The 24,043-nt window shown below is 39.0% G+C and carries 18 protein-coding genes; 8 read left to right on the top strand and 10 right to left on the bottom strand.

What is annotated here, in order from left to right; translation table 11 throughout:
* Nucleotides 1–45 precede the first annotated feature (45 nt).
* A complete protein-coding gene (gene nusA / locus FLEMA_RS0128535) occupies nt 46–1,293 on the top strand; it encodes a transcription termination factor NusA (RefSeq protein WP_026997849.1) in 1,248 nt (415 codons plus the stop codon).
* Nucleotides 1,294–1,546: 253 nt separating this feature from the next.
* Nucleotides 1,547–4,840: a translation initiation factor IF-2 gene (gene infB / locus FLEMA_RS0128515; RefSeq protein WP_026997848.1), complete on the top strand. Its 3,294-nt coding sequence runs from the start codon at nt 1,547–1,549 to the stop codon at nt 4,838–4,840.
* Nucleotides 4,841–4,954: 114 nt separating this feature from the next.
* On the opposite strand, the gene FLEMA_RS70425 is transcribed toward infB, so the two are convergent.
* Entirely contained in the window at nt 4,955–5,785 is an 831-nt protein-coding gene (locus tag FLEMA_RS70425; protein WP_044172066.1) for an OmpA family protein, read from the bottom strand.
* Between the two features lie 165 nt (nt 5,786–5,950).
* On the opposite strand from FLEMA_RS70425, the gene FLEMA_RS70420 reads away from it, so the two are divergent.
* The 3 genes from FLEMA_RS70420 (at nt 5,951) to FLEMA_RS0128450 (ending at nt 9,664) form a co-directional block, all read left to right on the top strand.
* Nucleotides 5,951–6,400 carry a hypothetical protein gene (locus tag FLEMA_RS70420; protein WP_044172065.1) on the top strand — a complete coding sequence of 150 codons (450 nt, stop codon included), beginning with the start codon at nt 5,951–5,953 and terminating at the stop codon, nt 6,398–6,400.
* Nucleotides 6,401–6,504: 104 nt separating this feature from the next.
* Complete coding sequence (lhgD, locus tag FLEMA_RS0128460) at nt 6,505–7,704, top strand: L-2-hydroxyglutarate dehydrogenase (RefSeq protein WP_026996271.1); 1,200 nt, start codon at nt 6,505–6,507, stop codon at nt 7,702–7,704.
* Between the two features lie 196 nt (nt 7,705–7,900).
* Nucleotides 7,901–9,664, top strand: a complete 1,764-nt coding sequence (locus FLEMA_RS0128450; protein WP_026996270.1) for an ABC transporter ATP-binding protein — start codon at nt 7,901–7,903, stop codon at nt 9,662–9,664.
* Between the two features lie 45 nt (nt 9,665–9,709).
* Here the strand turns inward: FLEMA_RS0128450 and FLEMA_RS70415 are convergent, their stop codons facing one another.
* The gene (locus FLEMA_RS70415; RefSeq protein WP_044172064.1) at nt 9,710–10,114 is read right to left on the bottom strand and encodes a DUF983 domain-containing protein; all 405 of its coding nucleotides are present in this window, start codon (nt 10,112–10,114) and stop codon (nt 9,710–9,712) included.
* Nucleotides 10,115–10,208: 94 nt separating this feature from the next.
* Here FLEMA_RS70415 and FLEMA_RS76175 point away from each other — a divergent pair, with 94 nt between their 5' ends.
* Entirely contained in the window at nt 10,209–11,162 is a 954-nt protein-coding gene (locus FLEMA_RS76175; RefSeq protein ID WP_026996267.1) for a hypothetical protein, read from the top strand.
* Here FLEMA_RS76175 and FLEMA_RS76170 read toward each other — a convergent pair.
* The 6 genes from FLEMA_RS76170 to FLEMA_RS70380 all read right to left on the bottom strand — a co-directional run bounded on the left by FLEMA_RS76170 (nt 11,159) and on the right by FLEMA_RS70380 (nt 18,836).
* Nucleotides 11,159–11,815 carry a DUF3267 domain-containing protein gene (locus FLEMA_RS76170; protein WP_052354129.1) on the bottom strand — a complete coding sequence of 219 codons (657 nt, stop codon included), beginning with the start codon at nt 11,813–11,815 and terminating at the stop codon, nt 11,159–11,161. The genes FLEMA_RS76175 and FLEMA_RS76170 overlap by 4 nt on opposite strands.
* 89 nt (nt 11,816–11,904) lie before the next feature.
* Nucleotides 11,905–12,537, bottom strand: a complete 633-nt coding sequence (locus FLEMA_RS70400) for an LON peptidase substrate-binding domain-containing protein (protein WP_044172063.1) — start codon at nt 12,535–12,537, stop codon at nt 11,905–11,907.
* A 131-nt stretch (nt 12,538–12,668) separates the two neighbouring features.
* Entirely contained in the window at nt 12,669–13,172 is a 504-nt protein-coding gene (locus tag FLEMA_RS70395; protein ID WP_044172061.1) for a gliding motility lipoprotein GldH, read from the bottom strand.
* Between the two features lie 104 nt (nt 13,173–13,276).
* Entirely contained in the window at nt 13,277–14,875 is a 1,599-nt protein-coding gene (locus tag FLEMA_RS70390) for a regulatory iron-sulfur-containing complex subunit RicT (protein WP_044172060.1), read from the bottom strand.
* A gap of 131 nt (nt 14,876–15,006) precedes the next feature.
* A complete protein-coding gene (purD, locus tag FLEMA_RS70385; RefSeq protein ID WP_044172059.1) occupies nt 15,007–16,290 on the bottom strand; it encodes a phosphoribosylamine--glycine ligase in 1,284 nt (427 codons plus the stop codon).
* 185 nt (nt 16,291–16,475) lie between these two features.
* Nucleotides 16,476–18,836: a RecQ family ATP-dependent DNA helicase gene (locus FLEMA_RS70380; RefSeq protein WP_044172057.1), complete on the bottom strand. Its 2,361-nt coding sequence runs from the start codon at nt 18,834–18,836 to the stop codon at nt 16,476–16,478.
* 128 nt (nt 18,837–18,964) lie between these two features.
* Here FLEMA_RS70380 and FLEMA_RS0128240 point away from each other — a divergent pair, with 128 nt between their 5' ends.
* Nucleotides 18,965–19,933, top strand: a complete 969-nt coding sequence (locus FLEMA_RS0128240) for a KpsF/GutQ family sugar-phosphate isomerase (RefSeq protein ID WP_026997847.1) — start codon at nt 18,965–18,967, stop codon at nt 19,931–19,933.
* A gap of 43 nt (nt 19,934–19,976) precedes the next feature.
* Here FLEMA_RS0128240 and FLEMA_RS70375 read toward each other — a convergent pair whose 3' ends face one another.
* Nucleotides 19,977–20,453: a DUF4293 domain-containing protein gene (locus tag FLEMA_RS70375; protein ID WP_044172056.1), complete on the bottom strand. Its 477-nt coding sequence runs from the start codon at nt 20,451–20,453 to the stop codon at nt 19,977–19,979.
* Between the two features lie 139 nt (nt 20,454–20,592).
* Nucleotides 20,593–22,050, bottom strand: a complete 1,458-nt coding sequence (gene crtD, locus FLEMA_RS70370; RefSeq protein WP_044174815.1) for a 1-hydroxycarotenoid 3,4-desaturase CrtD — start codon at nt 22,048–22,050, stop codon at nt 20,593–20,595.
* A 222-nt stretch (nt 22,051–22,272) separates the two neighbouring features.
* On the opposite strand from crtD, the gene aspS reads away from it, so the two are divergent.
* Nucleotides 22,273–24,036, top strand: a complete 1,764-nt coding sequence (gene aspS, locus FLEMA_RS0128170; protein WP_026996258.1) for an aspartate--tRNA ligase — start codon at nt 22,273–22,275, stop codon at nt 24,034–24,036.
* Nucleotides 24,037–24,043: the final 7 nt, after the last annotated feature.

The following is a 24,043-nucleotide window of genomic DNA, read 5'->3' as shown; positions in this document are numbered from 1 at the left end:
TTGGTGTGTTAGTAAAACCAGTCAGTCATTGAAAATTATGAAAAGATGAATAGTGCAGAGTTAATAGCGTCGTTTGCGGATTTTGCCAAAGAAAAAAACGTTGACCGCCCGACGATGATTAAAGTGTTGGAAGAGGTATTTCGTACAATGATTCGTAAAAAATACGGAACGGATGCCAACTTCGACGTAATCATCAACCCTGAAAGCGGGGACTTAGAAATGTGGCGTACCCGTGAGATTGTCGATGACAACTCAGAAGATATTTGGGATTATGACAAAATACCTTTGGCCGAAGCTCGCCGAATCCAACCCGATTTTGAAATCGGTGAAGAGGTAGCCGAACTTATCAAGTTGGAGGATTTTGGTCGTCGTATTGTTCAGACGGCACGTCAAACCTTGATACAGAAAGTAAAAGACCTTGAAAAAGAAGGCCTTTTCGATAAGTACAAGGATTTGGTAGGAGAAATGGTAAGCGGCGATGTATATCAGATTGTAGGCAAAGAGTTAATCATTGCAGATGGCGAAAAAAATGAACTTATTTTGCCAAAAGCCGAAATGATTTCTAAAGACCGCTTCAAGAAAGGCGAGCCAGTAAGAGCGGTAATTCACCGTGTAGAAATGAATAATGGTACTCCCAAAATTATTCTTTCTCGTACGTCTCCTGTTTTCTTGGAAAGATTGTTTGAGCAGGAAATACCTGAAATTTATGATGGTCAAATCATGATTCGTAAAATTGTACGTGAACCAGGCGAACGTGCCAAAGTTGCTGTAGAATCTTATGATGACCGTATCGACCCAGTAGGAGCTTGCGTGGGGATGAAAGGTTCTCGTATTCATGGGATTGTTCGTGAATTACAGAACGAAAATATCGACGTAATTAATTATACCGAAAACCTCGAACTATTGGTGGCTCGTGCTTTAAGCCCTGCCAAAGTAAGCTCGATGGTGATTGATAAAGAAAGAAAGCGTATTGCTGTATATCTTCAGCCCGACCAAGTGTCGTTGGCTATTGGTAAAGGTGGTCAGAATATCAAGCTTGCTGGTAAATTAGTAGGCTATGAATTGGACGTTTACCGTGATATTAAGCAAGAAGAAGTGGACGATGAAGATGTGGATTTGACAGAATTCTCAGATGAAATCGAAGACTGGATTTTGGAAGAATTACACCGTATTGGTTTAGATACAGCCAAGCAGGTGCTTAAACTTAGTAGTGAGGAACTCGTTCGTCGTACAGAACTAGAAGAAGAAACGGTGAACGAAGTATTATCAATTTTACGTTCTGAGTTTGAATAATATTGATTGAGTGAATGATAGGATGATAGAATAGTTGCAAAATTATAGATAGGTAAATCTTTTGGAACGCTTGATTGTTATCATTGCAAGAGGGCTTTTGAAAAATACTTACAGCAAATATCATTTACTCAATTATAAAACTATTCTATCATTCAGTTCAGACCAAGTATTGATTGTATCAACTTGGCATTAAAAGGAAACACATTCATAACATTAATCAAGAATTATTATAGAAAAGGATTTAAACAAAAGTATGGCAGAAGATAAAATGATGCGTTTGAGCCTGGTGGCAAAGCAGATTAACGTGGGAATCTCAACCATTGTTCAATATCTCTCTGCCAAAGGTCATAAGGTTGATAACAACCCAAACACCAAATTGAATTTTGAACAGCTCAAATTATTGGCCAAAGAGTACCGTAACGATAGCTTGTTGGATAACATGCAACCTGCCACACCAGCCCCAGCGGTACAAAAGCCAGTAGTAGAAACAACGGTTACAACGCCTAAAAAACAGGACGATGATATGCCTTTGTATTTCCGTGGCGGTTCAAACGATGCGTCTGCTGTGACAGCAAAGGCAGAAGAAAAACCCAAAGAGGTTGTTGCTCCAGAACCAGAAAAAATTGTAGCTAGAGCTGAAGTGTCTTTCAAAGTATTAGGAAAGATAGAACTAGATGCCAAAGGAATGCCTGTGCCTCCTAAACCTGTGGCCGTACCAACTGAGCCAAAGGTGGAAGAGCCTAAAGTTGAAAGTGTTAAAGTTGAAGAGCCGAAAACGGAACCAGTAATCGTTCCTGACGCTAAAATAGAGGTTACTCCAGTTCCTGCGGTTGAACCACCGAAGGTAGAGCAACCAAAGGTAGAAGAACCCAAAGCAGAAGTAAAAGCTGAGCCTTTGGTGGTAGCACCTACAAAGCTAGAGGAGACTCCTAAGCAGGAGGTAGTTGTTGAAAGTAAAGTTATCGTAGAATCCCAACCGCAACCAACCATAGTTGAGGAAGCAAAACCTGTTGTTGAAGTGAAAAAACAACCCGAGCCACAGCCGGAAGCCAAAGTTGAAACTCCAAAATCTGCAGAACAGAAAGTTCAGCACCACCACAATCAACCACAGCACCAGCACAAGCCGCAGCAACATAATCAGCAGAATCAAAATCAGCAGAATAATCAGCAGCGCAACCAACAGAATAATAATCAAGGCCATAAGCCTAATCATAATCAATCAAACCAAAATAAACCGCAAAATCCTGTGCAACAGTCACAACAGCCTAAGCCACAGCCGAAGCGTTATGATGAGGTTCCAACTGACAGAGCCATTGAGCTAATTGAAGCCAAAGGCGAAACCTTAAAAGGCTTGACGGTTTTAGGTAAAATAGAATTACCTGTAGAACAATCTCGTTCTAATAATAATAATAAGAACAAGAAAAAACGTAAACGAATCAAACCAGCCGAAAAAGTAACTGAAGCTGAAATTCGTAACGAAAAAGGTGCTCCTCGTCCTAAAAAGGATGAGCCTGCCAAACCTGGTGATGTTAAAAAACCTCAGAATACTACTGGTGGTAATACTAACAATACCAACAATAACAACAACAATAATAATAACAAGAAGAAACCGAAGAAAGAAGAAAAAGAAGAGGTTTCTGACAAGCAAATCCAAGAGCAAATCAAAGCCACTATGGCTCGTTTGCAAGGACAGTCGAACAAATCAAACTTTGGTGCAAAAGAACGTCGTGAAAAACGTAAAGTGCGTGCCGAAAGAGAAGAAAGACGACAAATCCAAGAAGAGGAAGAAGCAAAAATCCTTAAAGTTACCGAATTTATTTCGGCTAGCGAGTTAGCTTCTTTGATGGATGCTTCTGTAAATGAAGTAATCTCGACTTGTATGAGCTTGGGTATGTTTGTGTCGATTAATCAACGCCTTGAAGCCGATGTAATCGCTATTATTGCTGAAGAATTTGGCTATGAGGTACAGTTTGTATCGGCCGAAGAAGAGGTTGAAGCTGCTCTTCAAGAAGAAGAAGATGCTCCTGAAAGCCTTGAGTTGAGAGCTCCTATCGTAACCATCATGGGGCACGTTGACCACGGTAAAACTTCATTGCTCGACTATATTCGTCGTGCTAAAGTAGCCGCTGGTGAAGCAGGGGGTATTACTCAGCACATTGGTGCTTACTCTGTAAAACAAGAAGATGGTCGTAAGATTACCTTCCTAGATACGCCTGGTCACGAAGCCTTTACTGCCATGCGTGCAAGGGGTGCCAAAATCACCGACGTTGTTATTATCGTAATTGCTGCTGACGATGCCGTGATGCCTCAAACAGAAGAAGCTATTAACCACGCTTTGGTTGCTGGTGTTCCTATTGTATTTGCATTCTCTAAAATTGATAAGCCTGGTGCCAATACCGACCGTATCCGCGAACAATTGGCTGCTAAAAACTTGTTGGTTGAAGAATGGGGTGGTAAATATCAAACACAAGAAATTTCATCTAAATCAGGACTTGGCGTAAATGAATTGCTTGAAAAGGTATTGCTTGAAGCTGAATTACTAGAATTAAAAGCCAATGCTAATAAACGTGCTGTTGGCTCTGTTATTGAAGCGTCTCTTGACAAAGGTCGTGGGTATGTTGCCAATATCTTGGTACAGGCAGGTACATTACATGTGGGCGATATGATGCTTGCTGGTGCTCACCATGGTCGTGTAAAAGCCATGTTTGATTACCGTGGTAAAAAACTGAAAGAAGCTGGCCCTTCAACTCCAGTGCAAGTATTGGGCTTGAGTGGTGCTCCTGCTGCGGGTGATAAACTCAACGTGATGGAACATGAGCGTGATGCCCGTGAAATTGCCAATAAACGTGAGCAAATTATCCGTGAACAGTCGCTTCGTACTCGTAAACATATTACCCTCGAAGAAATTGGCCGTCGTAAGGCTATCGGTACATTCAAAGAACTTAACGTTATTGTGAAAGGTGACGTAGATGGTTCTGTTGAAGCCTTGTCTGATGCTTTATTGAAATTGTCAACTGAAGAGGTGCAAGTTCGTATTATCCACAAAGGTGTGGGTCAGGTTTCTGAATCCGATGTATTGTTGGCTTCTGCTGCCGATGCCGTAATTGTAGCATTCCAAGTACGTCCAAGTACAAATGCTCGTCGTTTGGCCGAAACAGAACAAATCGAAATTCGTACCTACTCAATTATCTACCAAGCTATCGACGAAATTCGTGATGCAATGGAGGGTATGTTGGCTCCTACATTCGAGGAATCTATTACTGCTAATATCGAGGTGCGTAGTGTGTTCAAAATCTCTAAGGTTGGAACTGTCGCTGGATGTTATGTATTGGATGGTAATGTGAAACGTAACAACAAAATCCGCGTACTTCGCGACTTTGTGGTGGTTCACGAAGGTGAAATCTCTGCATTGAAACGTTTCAAAGATGATGTTGCTGAAGTTAAATTCGGATACGAATGTGGTCTTTCTATCAAAAACTTCAATGATATCATCGAAGGTGATATTATCGAATGTTACGAAATGAAAGAAGTGAAAAGAACGCTTTAATACTTTTAAAAAGGAAATGGTGTTGACAATTCAGTATCAATAGCCTTCTAAAAGTTGCTTCTTATACAAAAAAGGCCGTGTTGATAATCTCAACATGGCCTTTTTTGTACAAAATCATTCCTGACCTTTTATATCAATCGGAATACCATTTACTTTGTATCCTGTTATTTTAATTTCTGTTCTACGATTCAAGGCATGTTCTGCCTCCGAGCAGTTAATACCATCATCGCATTTATTTAATAACTGAGTTTCACCGTACCCTTTGGCAGCTATTCGAGATTTTGCAATCTTACCTTTTGTTACAATATACTCTACAGCAGCTTCGGCACGTTTTTGCGATAGCACTAAATTATAATCATCGCCCGAACGGCTGTCGGTATGCGAGCCAAGCTCAACCATAATGTCGGGGTTGTCATTGAGTATTAAAACAAGTTTGTCAAGTTCTTTGGCCGCATCAGGGCGAATTAGGGCTTTGTTAAAATCATAATGAATGTTTTCTACCTTAAAAACATCATTTAATTTAATCCTTTTCAAACCAATAGCTCCTTCTACCAAATCGGTACCATTAGGAAGTTTGCTGAGGTTTTCTATATCTATTCCCGAAATACAAAATACTTTTTGAGGGTCTTGCAAATAGCAAGCCGCATTAAAATTCGACCGCTTGGTAAGGTACCTTGTTCGTTGCCCAACAATATCGTAGTCAAAGCCCCTTTCTAAGATGAATGAGGCATAACCGTCCATGATAACGGTAGAGTCGATAAGTTTGCCCTTCGTTAAATTAATCAGTTTTAGATAAGTACCCGTAAGGTCTTCTTGGGTTTCTTTATCATAAGCTCTGATTTTTAACTGGTATCGTTTGGGAGGCTCTTTGGGTTGTTGCGAAAAACTTTGGAAAGAGGCAAATAGCAACCCTGTTGTCAATAGTATAAATTTTAGTGTATTCATAAGTATGGTTTGATTTTTGTACGAAGTTCATGAAATTTAACGAAAATTGTATCTCAAAATCACTAAATTACGTTAATAAGGAAACAAGATTTTAGGCTTAATTATTACTCGCTTAGGTTGCTATTATAAAAAATAATTACGCTGATTTTATTAAAAAAAATGACAATGAGAAAAGCATTATTCTTATTACTATTTGTGGCAATTGGCTCTTTACAAAGCTGTGACGACCGTATTACGCCCAACGAATCATTAAAAGAAGCCCTTGAGCAAGCCCAAAAACGCAACGCACTGTTAGTCCAAAAAACATGGCGTTTTTACCTGTATGAAAACAAATCAAATGGTACATCTTCGGTAATCTATTCAGAAAAAGATGGAATTGGTCTTAAGTCTGAATATAGCAGGATTACTTATGTCTTTAAAGAAGACGGTACTTTCAGCATTAGTAATGGTACCAATACCATGAATGGTAAATGGCGTTTGGCTCAGATGGCAACAAGTCTTGAGCTTACCAGCGATTCAGGATTAACAAGTACCTATACAATTAATCAATTTTCGGAAACGGCCATCGAATGTGAGTCGGCAACGGATAAGTTTATATTGATTCCTAAACAATAGAAGGAATCGAGCGTAATTCTTGAATCACAGACCCGTAAGAACAAATCCTTACGGGTCTTTTTGTATCTTTGCGGTCAGTTATTATCAAATCTAAGAAATTGACAATGCAACAAGATATTATCGTAATTGGTGGAGGTATCGTTGGACTAGCCACGGCTCTCAAAATCAAAGAACAGCGTCCTGATTTAAAGGTGCTTGTGTTGGAAAAAGAAACAGAAGTAGCCAAACATCAAACAGGAAATAATTCGGGCGTAATTCACTCTGGATTGTATTATAAGCCGGGTTCATTAAAAGCTACCAATTGTATCAAAGGATACAATATGTTGATTGATTTTTGCCAAAAAGAAAATATTCCATTTGAAATAACAGGCAAGGTAGTAGTGGCCACAAACGACGCTCAACGTCCTTTGTTGGATAACCTTTATGTACGTGGCCAACAAAATGGCTTGGAAGGCTTGCGTAAAATTTCTTCGCAAGAAGTAAAAGAATACGAACCTTATGTTACCAGTGTAGAAGGTATGTGGGTTCCCCAAACAGGGATTGTTGATTATAAGGTAGTCTGTGAAAAGTATGCCGAAAAACTCAGAACTCTCGGGGCTGAATTGCTATTTGGCGAGCGAGTAACTGGTATTACCAAAGGGCATTCTTTGTCTATCGTAAAAACTATCCGAAATACTTACGAAACCAAACTGGTTATCAATTGCGGGGGCTTGTATTCCGACAAAGTTGCTCAGATGTCACAGGAAAACCCCTTAGATGTACGTATTGTACCTTTTAGAGGTGAATATTATAAGATTCGCCCTGAAAAACATTATTTAGTAAAAAATCTAATTTATCCTGTACCAGATCCTAACTTCCCATTCTTGGGGGTACACTTTACCCGAATGATGCGTGGTGGTATCGAGGCTGGCCCAAACGCCGTATTAGCATTCAGAAGAGAAGGATACAAAAAAATGGATATTAATGCTAAAGAGCTTTGGGAAACCTTAACTTGGCCAGGCTTCCAGAAAGTTGCTATGAAATATTGGGAAACAGGTTTGGGCGAAATGTATAGGAGCTTCTCAAAAGCTGCCTTTACCAAAGCACTCCAAGAATTAATTCCCGACATTCAAGAAAGCGACTTGATAGAAGGTGGTGCAGGTGTACGTGCTCAGGCTTGCGACCGTAACGGAGGCTTACTCGACGATTTTTCTATTATTGAAGATGCCAAAGTTATCAATATCCTTAATGCTCCGTCGCCAGCAGCTACATCGTCGTTATCGATTGGGCAGACTGTCTCAGAAATGGTACTAAAGCGTTTTTAGTCAAGTAATAATCTATGGTATTGGGTCGCTAATTTCAGGAAAAATAACTGATGTTAGCGACCCAATTATTGTATAGAGGCATAAGGGAACCCAATCCTTGCCTCTTTTTTTTTAGCAAGAACCAATTTTGTGCCATTGGGGTTTATCAACTATATCATTATTAAGTCGCTTATCTTTCCATATTGATTAACCTACCATGAAGATACTCATACCCTACCTGAAAAGGTATCAGTTAACGGTACTATTAGCACTGTTTTTAGCCATTATCAACCAAGTATTCTCTTTGCTCGACCCCCTAATTTTTAGGCATATTATCGACAACGTTGCTACCAAATACAATGAAAAAGACCATACATTCCAAGATTTTTTGGGAGCTATTCTTCCTTTACTTGGGGCGTCGGTTGGTGTGGCGTTTGTATCGAGGGTTGCCAAAAATTTTCAAGATTATTACATCAGTACCATCACTCAAAAAATTGGAGCACAATTGTATTCAGACGGTATCAAGCATTCTTTAGAATTACCTTATGAAACCTTTGAAGACCAACGTTCGGGCGAAACCCTCGGTAAACTACAAAAGGTAAGAACCGATGTTGAAAAACTTATATCGTCGGGTATCAATATCTTTTTCCAAAGCTTGGTGGCTTTGATTTTTGTTACGATTTATGCCGTATCAGTACACTGGACAATCGTACCTCTATTTTTGGTAATAGGCCCGCTAATTGGTTGGATTAGCTCATTATTGAGTAAAAAAGTCAAGAATATTCAACAGTCGATTGTACGTGAATCAACAGCTTTGGCGGGGTCTACTACCGAATCGCTTCGTAATATTGAGTTGGTAAAGTCGCTTGGATTGGCCCAACAAGAAATCAACCACTTGAATAGTACTACTCAAAAAATCTTGGGATTAGAGCTGAAAAAAGTAAAATATGTACGAAGTATGATGTTTATTCAAGGTACAAGCGTCAATCTATTACGAGTGTTATTGATATTTGTGATGATATACCTGATTTACAAAAATGAAATATCGCTTGGACAGTTTTTCTCTTTGAATATCTACTCATTTTTTATTTTTGGCCCATTACAAGAAATGGGTAATGTGATTAATACATACCGAGAAGCACAGGTTTCTTTACAAAACTACGAATCGTTATTTCAGATTCCTGTTGAAGTCAAACCCGCCAATCCGTATCCTATTACCAGTATCAATACCTTGTCGTTTCGGGATGTTAATTTCAGGCATCAATCAGCTCATAAAGATGCTCTTCGGAATGTTACTTTCGATACTAAAGTTGGACAAACTATTGCCTTTGTGGGGCCTTCGGGTTCTGGTAAAAGTACCTTGGTGAAGCTGTTGGTAGGTTTGTACAAACCTCAAGGAGGACAGATTTTTTATAATGACCACGATGGCCAAGAGATTGATTTTGACCAACTTCGTGAAAAAATAGGCTTTGTTACTCAAGATACACAACTATTTTCAGGAACAATTCGAGAAAATCTGTTATTCGTAAATCCCCATGCTACAGACCAAGATTGTTTGGCTGTACTGAAGAAAGCAGCTTGTGAGCATCTTTTAGCAAGAGCCGATAAAGGACTCGACACCGTAATTGGCGAAGGTGGCGTAAAGGTTTCGGGGGGCGAAAAACAACGCCTAAGTATTGCTAGAGCTTTGTTGCGTCATCCTAACTTATTGATTTTTGACGAAGCTACATCGGCACTAGATTCGCTAACAGAAGAAGAAATTTCGGAAACGATCCGAGAAATATCTGTAGCAGGCGAACACCTAACGATTTTGATTGCTCACCGCCTTAGCACGATTATGCACGCCGATAATATTTTTGTGTTGGAAAAAGGCAAAATTGTAGAGTATGGATCACATACGATGTTATTGGATAAAAAAGGGTTGTATTATGCCATGTGGCGACAACAAGTAGGGGAGAAGGATACCTCGGAGGTAGAATAGTTAGCAATAAAAAGATAGCCTTCGGTACATCACCGAAGGCTATTATTATGGCTGCGGGCGGTATTTAATGAATCCAAACAAATGAATAAATACCGAGCGAGATATACGAAAATTGAAAGGTACTGCCAGTAGCGATACTACAGTAATTGGTACAATATAGCCTATAATTGGAGGGTCGTTGAATACATAAAAAATCATAACACCCAAAATCACTAAAAGTAATACCGAAAAGCCATAGCTCACAAACATTGCACCATACCAAAAGCCTGGCTCTACCTCAAAACGTAGATTACACACGGGGCAATTGTTGTGCATTTTGTCAAATTTATCTACTCGCCAAAGCGGGTATTGAAACATTTTAGCCTTTCTGCATTGAGGACATCTTTCTTCAACGATTGCTCTAAATCTGGAACATTCTGTGTCCAATTTAAGCCCTTGGTGGTCGGTCATAGTAAATTATGCTTGATGATTTACAAAGATAAAACTTTATCTTAGGTCTATAGGACAATAGTAGGGTTGGTTTTTATTTTATTATTCTAATTTTATGATACACTCGCATATAACACGTTATGAAGGCTTGGTAAGCCGTAAACAGTTCGACAAAGTAACGTCAAAGCTACAAAAGCAATTTATTGCTAATCTCAAAAAGCTTGAAGATTTAAAAAATGAGTTGATTACTACAAAAGATTTTGTGAAGGCTGTCGAAGTTCAATTAACACAAGATATTGCCCCACTTCACCGAAAATATAATCATAAATTGGCCGAGCTTCTTTTGATTTTGGACGAACATTATGGTGACCCATTTTTTTCGGATGAAGAACAACAAAAAATAGCCAAGTATATTGCTGGATTAGCTTTTCAATTAATCACAGGGGCGGGAATGGTACATTTGCAAAGCCTTTATGAAAAATATACTGGTGAAATTATCCCAGAAACAGAAGAGATAATTGTAGAAACTGTCGTTGATGAAGAGGAGGAGGAAGAGTTTGAAGAACAAACTTGGAATGAGAAAGAAACGTATTTGTTTGAAAAAATAGACGCAGAACTCCCCAAATTGACCAACAAAACAGCTCGTTCTATTTATATGGAATTGGTAAAGGAGTTTCATCCCGACTTGGAGCAGGACGAAGCTGAAAAGGAGCGTAAAACAAAAATTATGCACTTAATCACCAACGCATATACCCAAAATGATATGTCCGAGCTATTGCGTTTACGCATGACTTTGTTGAGCGAAAAAGAAGCTGAAGAAACATTTGTGGAGTCTCAGCTCAAACGGTATAACAAGATATTAGTCAAACAAATTGTATTATTAGAAAGCGAGCTGAATACACTAAAAGCGGGTACTTTTTGGCAATATGGGCAAGGCAACTTGAAAACAATGGATATTAGTATTATTACCGAAATGAACCGTACCAAGAAGACCATAAAAGAATTGGAGTATCATAAAAAAGTACTCAAAACCAAAGAATATGTTAGTCAGTTTTTGAGGGCTTATTAGGCTATTTTCTCGTAAAAGTAAGATTCTTGTTTTTCGTCTATGTCATCAAAAGTATAAATCTCACGGTGTTTATTTTTGATGGCATATTTTATCAAAATAAAATCGCCAACACAGCCAAATGTATGAATCAATAATAGCAGCACAATTGCAAAAAAATAATGAGGAAATACCAATAGTAGCACAATAAGCAAACTGGTAATAATCGTAAAAGGCATTATTGCAACCCAAATTAATTCTTGAAGGTTGATTACAAATTTTTGAGCATAAGCGTATGCCATCATTCCTTTCCAAGTCCAGCCAAAGCCAACTTTAGGTGCTTTCAATAGTTTGAAAACAATACCATGTATAAGCTCGTGAAGAGGTAAAATCAGTACAAAAAATACAACAAGCCCTAGCCCTATTTGTTGAAAAACAGTATTGCTGTCATGAATAACATGAGGTAAAAAAGAACCCATCCAATAACCTATTCCTAAGCCCAAAACAAGCATAATACCAACCAATATATACTTTAATAACCCAGAGGCAGGCTGATTGGTTGGAGGCTTAGTTTGTATTTCACGCAATAAAAATGCTCCCATTTCGTCGATATGAAATGCGTCAATCAAAACAAACTGCGGGTTATCCACAAGGTCGGAGGGTGTCAATCTTTTCATCTTAAATAGCGAGTTTTAATGCTTTGATGATAGTTTGTGAATTGAGCAAAATTGGGTAGCAATAGATAAAATCGTTGTTATGATAAGGCTTAAAAGTTGAGAGGGTCAAGGTTTTTAAAGTGCCCATTCATTCTAATTCGTTCTTTGGTACGTTCTAGTTCTTCCAAAACAGGCAAAACACGGTCTAAATGAGCCATAATATAAGCTTGTCTTTCTGTTTCGGTAGGCATTTTGAGTAGCTCGTATTCTTTTTCTATCGCCAAGCCTATTTTATGAGCAATTTGAAATGAATAAGGTTGAGGTTTTAGAATATCAAATTTATGTTCTTCGTCTAGTAATCTATACAATAAAGTAACCTGTTCAAGCAACTTTGGTGCTACATAGGGTCTAATTTCGGGATCTTTCAGGGTTTCTACTTCTCCGCCAGCATATAAGCGATTATCCATAGGGTTTTGGAAGTCAAGAATCCTAAAAACACGTATTCCTTGTGTTTTGATGTCCATTCTACCATCGTCATACTTTTTTGAAAGACCTATAATTTTGACTTCTGTTCCAAACCCAGGGAGCTTACCGTCGATAAAAGTAGGCACACCAAAAGTAGTGTTATGCTCCAGTACTTCATTGACTAGGGCTTTGTAGCGAGGTTCAAAAATATGCAAATTGAGGTCTTCTAAAGGAAAAACCACTAAATTGAGCGGAAAAAGCGGTAAAAATTTATGCATTGGTTTTCTTATAAATGTTTCAAAACACTCAATAAAGAGTAAAATTTGAACAACTACACGAATGCAGTACTACTCTGTATATGGTTTAAATTGGGTACAAATTTGCGATTTAACAACTTTTTTAAAGATAATTATTTAATAGCAGTTTTTTCGATAGTAAAACCAACACTAATAATATCTTGTAGCGGGTTTTGACGCATGTATTGTTTCACTTGAATTTTATAAATGCCTTTATGTGGGAAAGTAAAATTTTTGAAAGCCAAAATTTTATGGTCATAAACATCCCCTAATCCTTCCCCCAACTTTTTGCCAGTGGTAGGGTCAAACAGCACTAGTTCATCTAATTTTTGATGAATTACCTTGCCCGAAGCATCGTATAAGTAATGGGTAAGATACAAGTTGTAGTAAGGATACGAGCGGTTGTTGCGTACATTATAAAATACATTATAGTTACTTGAGGTATCGGTTACTTCAAAGCTAAATTCGGGTGTATCCTTGATAAACCATTTGGCATCTTGAATATCATAATTGTCTTTCAGGAGCGTACTGGTATCACAAGCCAACAAGATGCTCGCAATGAATAGGGCTGATATGAATGAAAATAAAGGCTTCAATGTTGAGGGATATTTTAACATTAAAAAAGGAGATGGTTGTGAAATTAGATTCCTCTACCATTCTCCTTTTATTATTATGAGTTCACCTAAATACTATGAGGAAACGATTTTCCAGTTAGTGTTACTTATTCCTGAGGAGGTTTGCTACTATTGGTATCGTTGTTATTTTTTTGATTCCTTTGTTGCTGGGGTCTCGAATTTTGGGGTTTGTTACCGCCATTATTTCTGTTTCCACCATGGTTATTTTGAGGGCGAGCTTGCTGATTTTTGGGTTGCTGGCCTCCATTAGAATTCGGGGTGTTATTATTTTTTGGCTGATTATTAGCCTGAGGATTTTTAGGGCCTCCTTGTTGATTTTTGGTTTGTTGCTGATTTTTATTACCCTGATTTTTAGTCCTATTAGGCTGATTAGGGTTGCCCTGACTAGGGTTGCCCTGAGGTCTATCCGTTTTTTCTTTTCTTTCAGCAGCTACAAACGGTTTATCTTTTTTATCGGCCGAATCGTGCCTTTCAGGTCTTACGTCTCTACGTTCTTGTTTAAACTCTTTTTTATCAGGTTTATTGTCGTTTCTTTCGCCTTTGTGGTTTTTATTTTGTGGTTTTTTCTTGTTATTGCTGTATTTCTTGTCCATTTTGTCAAGGTCAGCATTCAACTGCGAGCCACTACCTTTTTCAAGGTCGGAAAGAAGAGGTGTAATTTCAAGCACATCGAGCGACTGAGGTATAATTCCTTTTTCGTTCAGTTCCATTACCTCTTTTACCTTATCGACGGTAACAGGAATCCAGTTACTTTCTTCACCACGATAGCCAAACCACATTACTCTTTTAAAAATATCAGTTTTTTGTAACAAGGCTTCACCTTTTACTGTTTGTAGAGGCTTTTCAATGCTTGGAATATCCTTCAAAGCATCCATATAAGTTTCTAGCTCGTAATTTAGGCAACATTTCAAGCGGCCACATTGTCCAGAAAGCTTAACAGGATTAAGCGAAAGGTTTTGGTAACGAGCAGCTGAAGTGGTTACGTTTTTAAAATCAGTAAGCCAAGTAGAACAACACAACTCTCGTCCACAAACACCTATACCGCCAACACGAGCAGCTTCTTGTCGTAACGATATTTGTTTCATTTCTACCCGTACCTTAAACTCACCAGCTAAAATCTTGATAAGTTCACGAAAGTCGACCCTATCATCGGAAGAATAGTAAAATATAGCCTTTGTATTATCTGACTGAAACTCTACGTCCGACAATTTCATATCTAATTTTAATTCTTTGATAATTTCACGAGTACGGTACATAGTAGGAAGGTCACGAGCAATAGCTTGGTCGTGTTTTTCCAGATCCTTTTCATTGGCTTTGCGGTATACCACACGCATTGTTTCATCGTCTTTGATACCTTTTTTAAGCATCTGAAGCCTTACTAATTCGCCCTGAAGCGAAACAAAGCCAAGGTGATGCCCATTAGGAACATCTACGATTACGGGGTCACCAGCATAAAGTTCAACTTGGTTAACGTTTTTAAAATACTCTTTTCGTCCTCCTTTAAACTTTACTTCAATGATATTAAATTTATTGAAAGCGGGTACTTCCATATTCGACAGCCAGTCGAACACATTCATTTTATTGCACCCACCCGTACCACAAGCTCCATTATTCTTACAGCCACTTACGGCACCATTGTTATTGCGAGTACCACAGCTTCCTGTGGAACATGATTTGCATCCCATATTTCTTCAATGAGTAAATGAGAGAATGAGAGAAAGCAGCCCCTTCGGGCGTACTATTGCTCAAAACTCAGTGAAACAATTTTCCCATTATCTTCATTTCAGTCTTGAAAGTCCGAGTGGAGAAATTGCAACTAACTATATCTGAGCACATCCAAACCAATATCTTTTCGATAATATTTTCCATCAAAAAGCACGCTATTAGCTGCTTTTTGAGATTTTTGGATAGCTCTTTCTAATGTATTCGACATACCTGTAAGAGCCAACACTCTACCACCATTGGTTACTACCAAATTGCCATCAAGAGTAGTTCCTGCATGGAATAGCATGGCATCTTCAATATTTTCGTAACCTACAATTACATCGCCTTTTTTGTAGTCGCCAGGGTATCCACCTGCCACCACTACAGTAGTTACGGCATGTTGTTTGCTTACTACAAGTTCAGCTTGGCTTAGCTCGCCTTTTGCTGTTGCAATCATAAGAGCCAACAAATCTGACTCTATACGAGGTAAAACAACCTCTGTTTCAGGGTCGCCCATACGTGCGTTGTATTCAATAACGTAAGGTTCACCTTCATGATTCATTAAACCAATAAAAATAAATCCATTGTATTTGATACCTTCGGCTTGTAGGCCCGTTAAGGTTGGTTTTACAACGGTTTCTTCTACCGACTGCATGAATTTTTCGGTGGCAAAAGGCACTGGCGAAACAGCACCCATACCGCCTGTATTGAGGCCAGTATCACCTTCGCCAATACGCTTATAGTCTTTGGCTTCAGGCAAAATTTTGTAAGATTCGCCATCGGTTAATACAAATACCGACAATTCGATACCCGTCAAAAACTCTTCGATAACCACTTTGCTACTTGCATCGCCAAATTTGGCATCAACAAGCATTTCGGTAAGGCTTTCTTGAGCTTCTTCTAAGGTTTGGGCAATAATTACTCCTTTTCCAGCGGCAAGGCCGTCAGCTTTTAGTACGATAGGAAGTTTTTGATGAGTCAAATAATCTAAGCCTTCTTGGATAGTGTCTTTGGTGAAAGTTTGAGACTTTGCCGTAGGAACGCCATATTTGACCATAAAGTTTTTAGAAAAGTCCTTTGAGCCTTCAAGCATTGCTCCTTTTGAATCTGGGCCAACCATCAGAATATGCTGTAAGTCGGTACGAGCAGCAAAATAATCACGTACACCTTTTACTAGTGGTTCTTCAGGGCCAACAATTACAAGGCTAATGTTATTTTCTAAAACAACCTCTGCGATTTTTTCAAAATCATTGTAGCCAACAGCAATATTAGTAGCAATTGAAGCCGTTCCAGCATTACCTGGGGCTACAAACAATTTTCCGCAAAGAGGGCTTTGGGCAATTTTCCATGCAAAAGCATGTTCACGTCCGCCAGAGCCTAAAATAAGTATGTTCATTTAGTTTGAGTAATCTATAAAGTAAATAGCCTCAAGCTTAGGGCAATCGGCTATTTGTAATGATTTAGAATATGGTACAATAGAAAATACAGGATTAACCAATAATTGTACAAAATTAAGACACTATCACACAGGATAAAAGCCCTATGCGGAATTTATAACGAATTGATAGCGAGTAAATTTGATTAATTAGCTACTTCGCTCAAGAATTTGATTCTCATCAAGCGTAATTCTTCTTCTGTAATGTCATCAATACCACATTTATCTAAGGCTACCGCTATGTTATCGGTATCGGCAGTCATGAAATAATCGTAAATTTCTTCTTGTTTGTCGGGCTCAACTACCTGATTAATATAGTAATCAAGATTCAATTTGGTTCCAGAATAGCAAATGTGTTCGATTTCTTCAATCAAATCTTCCATGGCTAGTTCTTTTTGTTCAGCAATAATATCCAAATCTACTTTTCTATCTACCTGCTGGATAATATGAATTTTGATTTTTGATTTATTGACAGTCGATTTTACAACAACCTCGGTAGCAGTTTCAATTTCGTTGTCTTCTACATACTTTTTAATTAAGTCGATAAAAGGGCGACCAAATTTTACTACTTTGCCCATTCCTACGCCATTGATTTGAGCCATATCTTCCTTGGTAGTTGGATACGTCGTGGCCATTTCTTCTAATGACGGGTCTTGGAAGATTACATAAGGAGGCAGGTTTTTATCTTTTGCTAATTTTTTACGAAGGTTTTTGAGTAATTCAAACAAAGCTTCGTCGTACGAGCCACTACCACTACCTCCAAGCGATTCTTTATCGTCTTCGTCTTCGATATGTTCGTGTTCGTAATCGTGGTCTTTCGACAACGTAATAGGGTACGAATCTTTCAAGAAAGCGTGTCCTTTTTCCGAGACTTTCAAAATACCATAGTTTTCGATATCTTTTTCCAAGAAGCCAAGCACCGTAATCTGACGAATCAAAGATTGCCATTGTTCTACAGGTTCTTGTTGTTGTTGAGCTTTCTTTTTAGAAGGTTTTGGTGCTTTTTTAGCTTTCGGTTTTGGAATCGGATTGCCATCCTCATCTTCTTCGTCGGTATATTCTACTTCGTCATCGTCGTCATCATCGTCGTCCTCATCTTCATCGGCTTGGAGTTTGAAGAAACCTTTCCCTTTGCCAAAAATATCAAGTTTATGGTGTTCATAGCTAGTGATATATTGATTTTTGTTGCCCAACAATACATCGGCCAAGTGCTGAACATCAAAGCGTTCGCCAGTCATGATAGCTGCTTGGATAGCCAAGACTACCTCTTGTTCGGCTTTGAATTTTGGTGTTGGTTTTTTACAATTATCGCAATAGCCACAATCTTTGTCAACATACTCGCCAAAATAGTGCATTAATTGGCGACGGCGGCAAGTTCCCAAGGTGGCATAGAATACCATTTCGTGGAGCAGCATTCGGGCGGTATCGCGCTCGTTGATAGTTTTATCTTTGTTGAATTTATCAAGTTTATTGATATCTTCTTTGGCATAAAACATAATACAAGTACCCTCTAGGCCGTCTCGTCCGGCTCTACCTGTTTCTTGGTAATACCCTTCAAGCGACTTCGGTGCATCGTAGTGAATCACAAAACGTACATCAGGCTTGTCGATACCCATACCAAAGGCAATAGTGGCTACCATTACCTCCACCTCTTCGTTCAAGAAAGCTTCTTGATTAGCCATACGAATATCGCCATCAAGACCTGCATGATACGGAAGGGCTTTGATACCATTAACATTAAGCACCTCGGCAACTTCTTCTACCTTTTTGCGGCTTAGGCAATAAATAATACCTGCTTTTCCGTGGTTGGCTTTGATATACTTGATAATCTGCTTATCTATATCGTCACGTTTTGCACGGATTTCGTAATAAAGGTTTTTTCTATTAAAAGATGATTTGAACAAGGTAGCGTCGTCCATGTTCAAATTTTTCTGAATATCTAGCTGCACTTTTGGCGTAGCAGTGGCAGTGAGGGCTATAATCGGTAGCGTATTGTCGAGGCTTTCGACAATGCTACGAATACGACGATACTCTGGACGGAAATCATGCCCCCATTCAGAAATACAGTGAGCCTCGTCAATGGCCACAAAAGAGATTTTAGCTTGTTTTAGAAAAGCTAGGTTATCTTCCTTGGTCAGCGACTCAGGGGCAATGTATAACAATTTTACCTGCCCACTGATTACATCATTTTTAACCTTGGTCATCTCAGCTTTGTTGAGCGACGAGTTTAAAAATTGAGCATTAATGCCAAATGCGTTCATTTGGTCAACCTGATTTTTCATTAATGCAATCAGTGGCGAAATTACGATAGCTGTTCCTTCTGTGGCTATAGCAGGCAACTGGTAGCATAGCGATTTGCCTGCCCCTGTTGGCATAATTACAAATGTATTTTTGCCAGCTAGGGTGTTTTTAATAATCTCTTCTTGCTCGCCACGGAACTGGCTGTATCCGAAGGTTTCTTTTAATTTTTCCTTCAACAAGTTGGTGGTCTCTTGGCTAACACTCATTGTCTTCAAACTTATTTGAGGTTATGGATAAAAATTGATATTTGGTGGTTGTGAGACTGTACTTATATAATAGTTTATCTTTGCACTAAAATTAATACAAAACCAGTCATTTAAAACCGTTTCTAAAATTGAAATTAGTAAAAAATATTCAATCAACAGCAAAAAAAGTTTTGCAGGAAGAAGCCGAAGCTATTCTAAAAATTACTGAGAAAATAGATTCTAATTTTGAATCCTGTGTAAATCACTTACTTAGCAGTCAAGGACGCTTTGTGATTACAGGCATTGGCAAATCTGCTATTATTGCTCAGAAAATTGTGGCAACACTTAATTCAACGGGAACGCCCGCTTTGTTCATGCACGCAGCCGATGCGATTCATGGTGACTTGGGTATGGTTCAACCAAATGATACGGTAATGTGTATTTCCAAATCAGGCGACACACCCGAAATTAAGGTATTAGTCCCTTTAATTAAAAGAACTGGTGTAAAATTAATTGCAATGGTTTCAAATCCAAATTCTTATCTAGGTAAAAATGCAGATTATATTTTGCATGCCCTAGCCGAGCGTGAAGCCGATACGCTTAATTTAGCTCCTACAACCAGTACAACGGTTGCTTTGGCTTTGGGCGATGCCCTTGCCGTTTGCTTGCTCGAATGCCGAGGCTTTAGTAGTACCGATTTTGCCAAATACCACCCTGGAGGGGCTTTAGGCAAAAAATTGTACCTAAAAGTATCGGATTTGTATCCTAATCACGACCTGCCATTGGTATATGATACAACCTCTGTAAAGGATGCTATACTCGAAATTAGTTCAAAAAGATTGGGGGCTACTGCTGTAGTGGCTGCCGATGGGGTGCTTCTAGGTATTATTACCGATGGCGATGTACGAAGAATGTTGAATAAACATGATACCCTAACAGGGTTGATGGCCAAAGATATTATGACTGTTTCGCCCAAAACGATTCGTGCCGATGCTTATGCCACAGAAGCTTTGCAGGTGATGCAATCCAAAAATATTACTTCGTTGGTAGTAGTAGACGAAGCCAAACCACTCGGTTTTGTTCACTTACACGATTTGCTGAAAGAAGGATTAGTATAGATTCAATCAAGCGAGCGTGCAGATGCACGCTCGCTTGTATAGACTATCGCATTCTATCGGCAGAACGAACCAACGTTTCGTCGCGACGAATAAAGCGGTTGGCTATCATATTGGCTAATAAACCTACTGCTGCTGCATAAAAACCTGTTGAATATGCTCCCTGATTTTCTGGCTCGAACATAGGAATACCTATTTGAAAAATATGATAAAAGCTCAAGATCAATACCAAAGCTATCAATGCTGAGTTGATAGCTCCTAAGGTCATCTGTAATACTCTTTTCTTATACTGTGAAATAGAAACTATAGCTACGAGTGCCGCAATGCCTGCCAATACGGCTATATAAATGTTACTTTGACTGCTCAATACCGTTGTGGCTTGCGAATGCTCCAATGCCGAAGCTGTTAGTACTACTTTTTGATTAAGAGCCGCACTACTTTTTTGCCAGATAGGTGTACCTATTACGGTGGCCATTGCGATAACTACTACCGCCAATAATAAAGTTTGAAAACGTTGAATCATGATTGTTCTATTGCTATAAGTTGATAAGCTGTATGTTTGGGCTGATACGCTCAGCACTACAATGTCAACATACGGTCGTTATTATTTTGGCAAAGTTCAGAAACTTTCATTAGCTACGCAAGCAACTCAAAGGATATGCTTAAAGTTCTTTGGCCATAATCTTGGCCGATGATAATGCCAAAGGGATACCCCCTCCTGGATGTACACTACCACCAACAAAATACAAATTTTTGATTTTTGATGAAAAGTTGGCATGCCTCAAAAAAGCAGCATACTTGTTGTTCGACGAATTGCCATACAATGCCCCCTGAGCAGACGAAGTTTTGCTTTCAATGCTCCTAGGGTCTAAAATAGCTTCACAAACGAGGTGTTTTTTTATATCACAGCTCAATATTCTGCTAATTTTCTGCAATATATTCTCACGGAGTTTATCAATGATGTTATCCCAGTCTTGTCCATTATTAGCAGGGGCATTGACGAGTACAAACCAGTTTTCGCAGCCAGAAGGGGCATCGTTGGGCTTGTTTTTAGAAGTAATATTGATATAAACGGTAGGGTCATGATAAATATCATTTTTGTCGAACATCCACTTAAACTCTTCTTGATAGTTGTCGCTAAAAAAGATATTGTGTAAATCTAGTTCTGGAAATTGCTGATTGATACCCCAGTAAAAAATCACGCCCGAACTCGACTTAGGCTGGTCTAATAGCCTATCGGGATGCTGAGCTTTGGGCAGGAGTTTTCGATACGTTGGGGTAATATCCATATTAGATACTACTATATCAAAGTCTAGGGTTGAATGAGCTGTCCGAATGCCCGACACTTGGTGATTGCTGGTAATGATTTCTAAAACGGGTGTTTGATAATGAAAAACAACCCCTAGCGATTCGGCAAGTTGTACCAAAGAATTGGTAATATCGACCATACCTTTTCTAGGAAAAAATGCCCCAATATTATATTCTAGGTGTGGAATAATATTGAGCGTAGCAGGTGTTTGATAAGGGTCTGAGCCGTTATAAGTAGCATATCGGTTAAACAATTGTACAAGCTTTGGATGTTGAAATTGCTTTTGGTTGGCATCGTTCATTGTGCCAAAAATCCCTAATTTGGGTAGGTTAAGATAACCACGCAAGGCTTTTGCCGAAGTCCAAGTTGAAAGCTTATGTAATGAGTCTTGTAGAAAAAGCCCATCTAGCACGTCGTATTTGAAGGCACTATCTGCCAAGAAACGAGTTACCTTGTGGGCTGGAACACCAATAACACGTTCTATTTCTTGGGCAAAGTCTTGGGGTTGTGCCAAAGCTTTGAGCCTAGTGCCGTCTTCCCAAAAATAATGGCAGATAACATCGAGGCGTTCATAATCAAAAAAATCGGTAGGGTTTTTTCCCGACAACGTAAATAATTCTTCTACCAAATGAGGTAATGTGAATAACGATGGCCCAGCATCAAAACGGAATCCCTTTTGTTCAAAATTACTTAATTTGCCTCCTGCATATTCGTTGGCTTCAAATACTTCTACACTATACCCTTTGTTGGCCAAACGAATAGCCGATGCAATACCCGCAATGCCTGCTCCAATGATGCCTACTTTTTTCATAAAAAATGCCTTTATTTCCCCCGATTTGTCTACAAAAAACAACGAAGAACTATATTTTTTCTAATACAATCTTAAAACCTATCAAATAGTTTTCAAAATCTTTTGGGTGACACCTAACAATTTCTGTAATTTTGCGAATTATTTAGCTCGGACAGGCTTGTCCGTATTTGTTAATACTAAGAGAATACATTGACGGACAAGGCCGTCCGTACTAAAAAACTTATGCTAAGAACACACAATAATGGCGAACTGCGTATCGCTAACGTAAGTGAAGTCGTTACACTTTGTGGATGGGTACAACGTACTCGTGACAAGGGTGGAATGATTTGGATTGACCTCCGTGACCGCTATGGTATCACACAATTGATGCTAGAAGAAGGAAAAACTTCAAAAGAAGCACTTGATACTGCTCGTTCATTAGGGCGTGAGTTTGTGGTTTCTGTAACAGGAACTGTAGTGGAACGTCTTTCTAAAAATGATAAAATCGCAACTGGAGATATTGAAGTAAAAGTAGCAGAGCTAACAGTGCTTAACCCTGCCAAATTACCTCCATTTTTGATTGAAGACGAAACCGATGGTGGCGATGATATTCGGATGAAATACCGCTACCTTGATTTGCGTCGTAACCCTGTTCGTCAGAACTTGATTTTGCGTCATAAAATGGCTCAAGAAGTACGTTCTTACTTGGACGGACAAGGGTTTATCGAAGTAGAAACCCCTGTTTTGATTAAATCTACGCCTGAAGGGGCTCGTGACTTTGTTGTGCCTTCTCGTATGAACCCTGGCGAGTTTTATGCTTTGCCTCAGTCTCCTCAAACATTCAAGCAGTTGTTGATGGTATCGGGCTTTGACCGTTATTTCCAGATTGTAAAATGTTTCCGTGATGAAGATTTGCGTGCCGACCGTCAGCCTGAGTTTACTCAAATTGACTGCGAAATGTCGTTTATCGAACAGGAAGATATTTTGCAAATGTTTGAAGGCTTGGTTCGTCAGTTGTTCAAAAACTTGAAAGGCATTGAACTCAACGAAGTACCTCGTATGACTTATGCCGATGCTATGAAATATTATGGTTCTGACAAACCAGATATTCGCTTTGGAATGAAGTTTTATGAACTAAAAAGCGAGTCTGTAGATTTAACTTCTGGCAAAAATTTCCCTGTATTTGATGCATCGTCGGTTGTTGTAGGTATCAATGCCAAAGGTTGTGCAGAATATACCCGCAAGCAGGTTGATGAATTAACCGATTTTGTAAAACGCCCTCAAATTGGATCTAAAGGCTTGATTTATGTACGTTACAATGCCGATGGCAGTATCAAATCTTCTGTAGATAAATTCTATACAGAGGAGGATTTGAAACAATGGGTAGCTACCGCAGGAGCAGAACCTGGCGACTTGTTGTTGATTCTTTGTGGCGATGGCGACAAACCAAGAAAACAACTTAACGAACTACGTTTAGAAATCGGTAACCGTTTGGGCTTACGTAACCCAGAGGTGTATTCGGTACACTGGGTAGTTGACTTCCCGTTGTTGGAATATGGCGAAGAAGATAACCGCTGGTTTGCGATGCACCACCCATTTACAGCTCCAAAACCAGAAGATATTCCATTCCTAGAAGCTGGCGATTACGGCAAAATCCGTGCAAATGCTTATGATATGGTAATCAATGGTGTAGAAGTAGGGGGGGGGTCTATTCGTATTTTCCAAAAAGATTTACAAGCCAAAATGTTTGAGGTGTTGGGCTTCTCAGACGAAGAGGCAAAACATCAGTTTGGTTTCTTGATGGATGCCTTTGAATATGGAGCTCCACCACATGGCGGTTTGGCATTTGGCTTTGACCGTTTGTGCTCGTTGTTTGGAGGTTCAGATTCTATCCGTGACTTTATCGCTTTCCCTAAAAATAATTCAGGAAGAGATGTAATGATAGATTCGCCATCAACAATCGACCAGAAACAAATGGATGAATTGAAAATAAAAACGGTATTATAAAACTCTT

The organism is Flectobacillus major DSM 103, assembly GCF_000427405.1.
GTDB lineage: Bacteria > Bacteroidota > Bacteroidia > Cytophagales > Spirosomataceae > Flectobacillus > Flectobacillus major.
The sequence above is the reverse complement of the archived record's forward strand: the minus strand, read 5'-3'. Positions and strand labels throughout refer to the sequence as shown.

Excerpts from the sequence above, each read along its gene's own strand:
- FLEMA_RS76175 (WP_026996267.1), top strand. The coding sequence starts at position 10,209 with ATGATACACTCGCATATAACACGTTATGAAGGCTTGGTAAGCCGTAAA.
- FLEMA_RS70425 (WP_044172066.1), bottom strand. The coding sequence starts at position 5,785 with ATGAATACACTAAAATTTATACTATTGACAACAGGGTTGCTATTTGCC.
- nusA (WP_026997849.1), top strand. The coding sequence starts at position 46 with ATGAATAGTGCAGAGTTAATAGCGTCGTTTGCGGATTTTGCCAAAGAA.
- FLEMA_RS70420 (WP_044172065.1), top strand. The coding sequence starts at position 5,951 with ATGAGAAAAGCATTATTCTTATTACTATTTGTGGCAATTGGCTCTTTA.
- FLEMA_RS70390 (WP_044172060.1), bottom strand. The coding sequence starts at position 14,875 with ATGGGATGCAAATCATGTTCCACAGGAAGCTGTGGTACTCGCAATAAC.
- FLEMA_RS70375 (WP_044172056.1), bottom strand. The coding sequence starts at position 20,453 with ATGATTCAACGTTTTCAAACTTTATTATTGGCGGTAGTAGTTATCGCA.
- FLEMA_RS70415 (WP_044172064.1), bottom strand. The coding sequence starts at position 10,114 with ATGACCGACCACCAAGGGCTTAAATTGGACACAGAATGTTCCAGATTT.
- purD (WP_044172059.1), bottom strand. The coding sequence starts at position 16,290 with ATGAACATACTTATTTTAGGCTCTGGCGGACGTGAACATGCTTTTGCA.
- FLEMA_RS70395 (WP_044172061.1), bottom strand. The coding sequence starts at position 13,172 with ATGTTAAAATATCCCTCAACATTGAAGCCTTTATTTTCATTCATATCA.
- FLEMA_RS70380 (WP_044172057.1), bottom strand. The coding sequence starts at position 18,836 with ATGAGTGTTAGCCAAGAGACCACCAACTTGTTGAAGGAAAAATTAAAA.
- FLEMA_RS70400 (WP_044172063.1), bottom strand. The coding sequence starts at position 12,537 with ATGCATAAATTTTTACCGCTTTTTCCGCTCAATTTAGTGGTTTTTCCT.
- lhgD (WP_026996271.1), top strand. The coding sequence starts at position 6,505 with ATGCAACAAGATATTATCGTAATTGGTGGAGGTATCGTTGGACTAGCC.
- crtD (WP_044174815.1), bottom strand. The coding sequence starts at position 22,050 with ATGAAAAAAGTAGGCATCATTGGAGCAGGCATTGCGGGTATTGCATCG.
- aspS (WP_026996258.1), top strand. The coding sequence starts at position 22,273 with ATGCTAAGAACACACAATAATGGCGAACTGCGTATCGCTAACGTAAGT.
- FLEMA_RS76170 (WP_052354129.1), bottom strand. The coding sequence starts at position 11,815 with ATGAAAAGATTGACACCCTCCGACCTTGTGGATAACCCGCAGTTTGTT.
- FLEMA_RS0128450 (WP_026996270.1), top strand. The coding sequence starts at position 7,901 with ATGAAGATACTCATACCCTACCTGAAAAGGTATCAGTTAACGGTACTA.
- infB (WP_026997848.1), top strand. The coding sequence starts at position 1,547 with ATGGCAGAAGATAAAATGATGCGTTTGAGCCTGGTGGCAAAGCAGATT.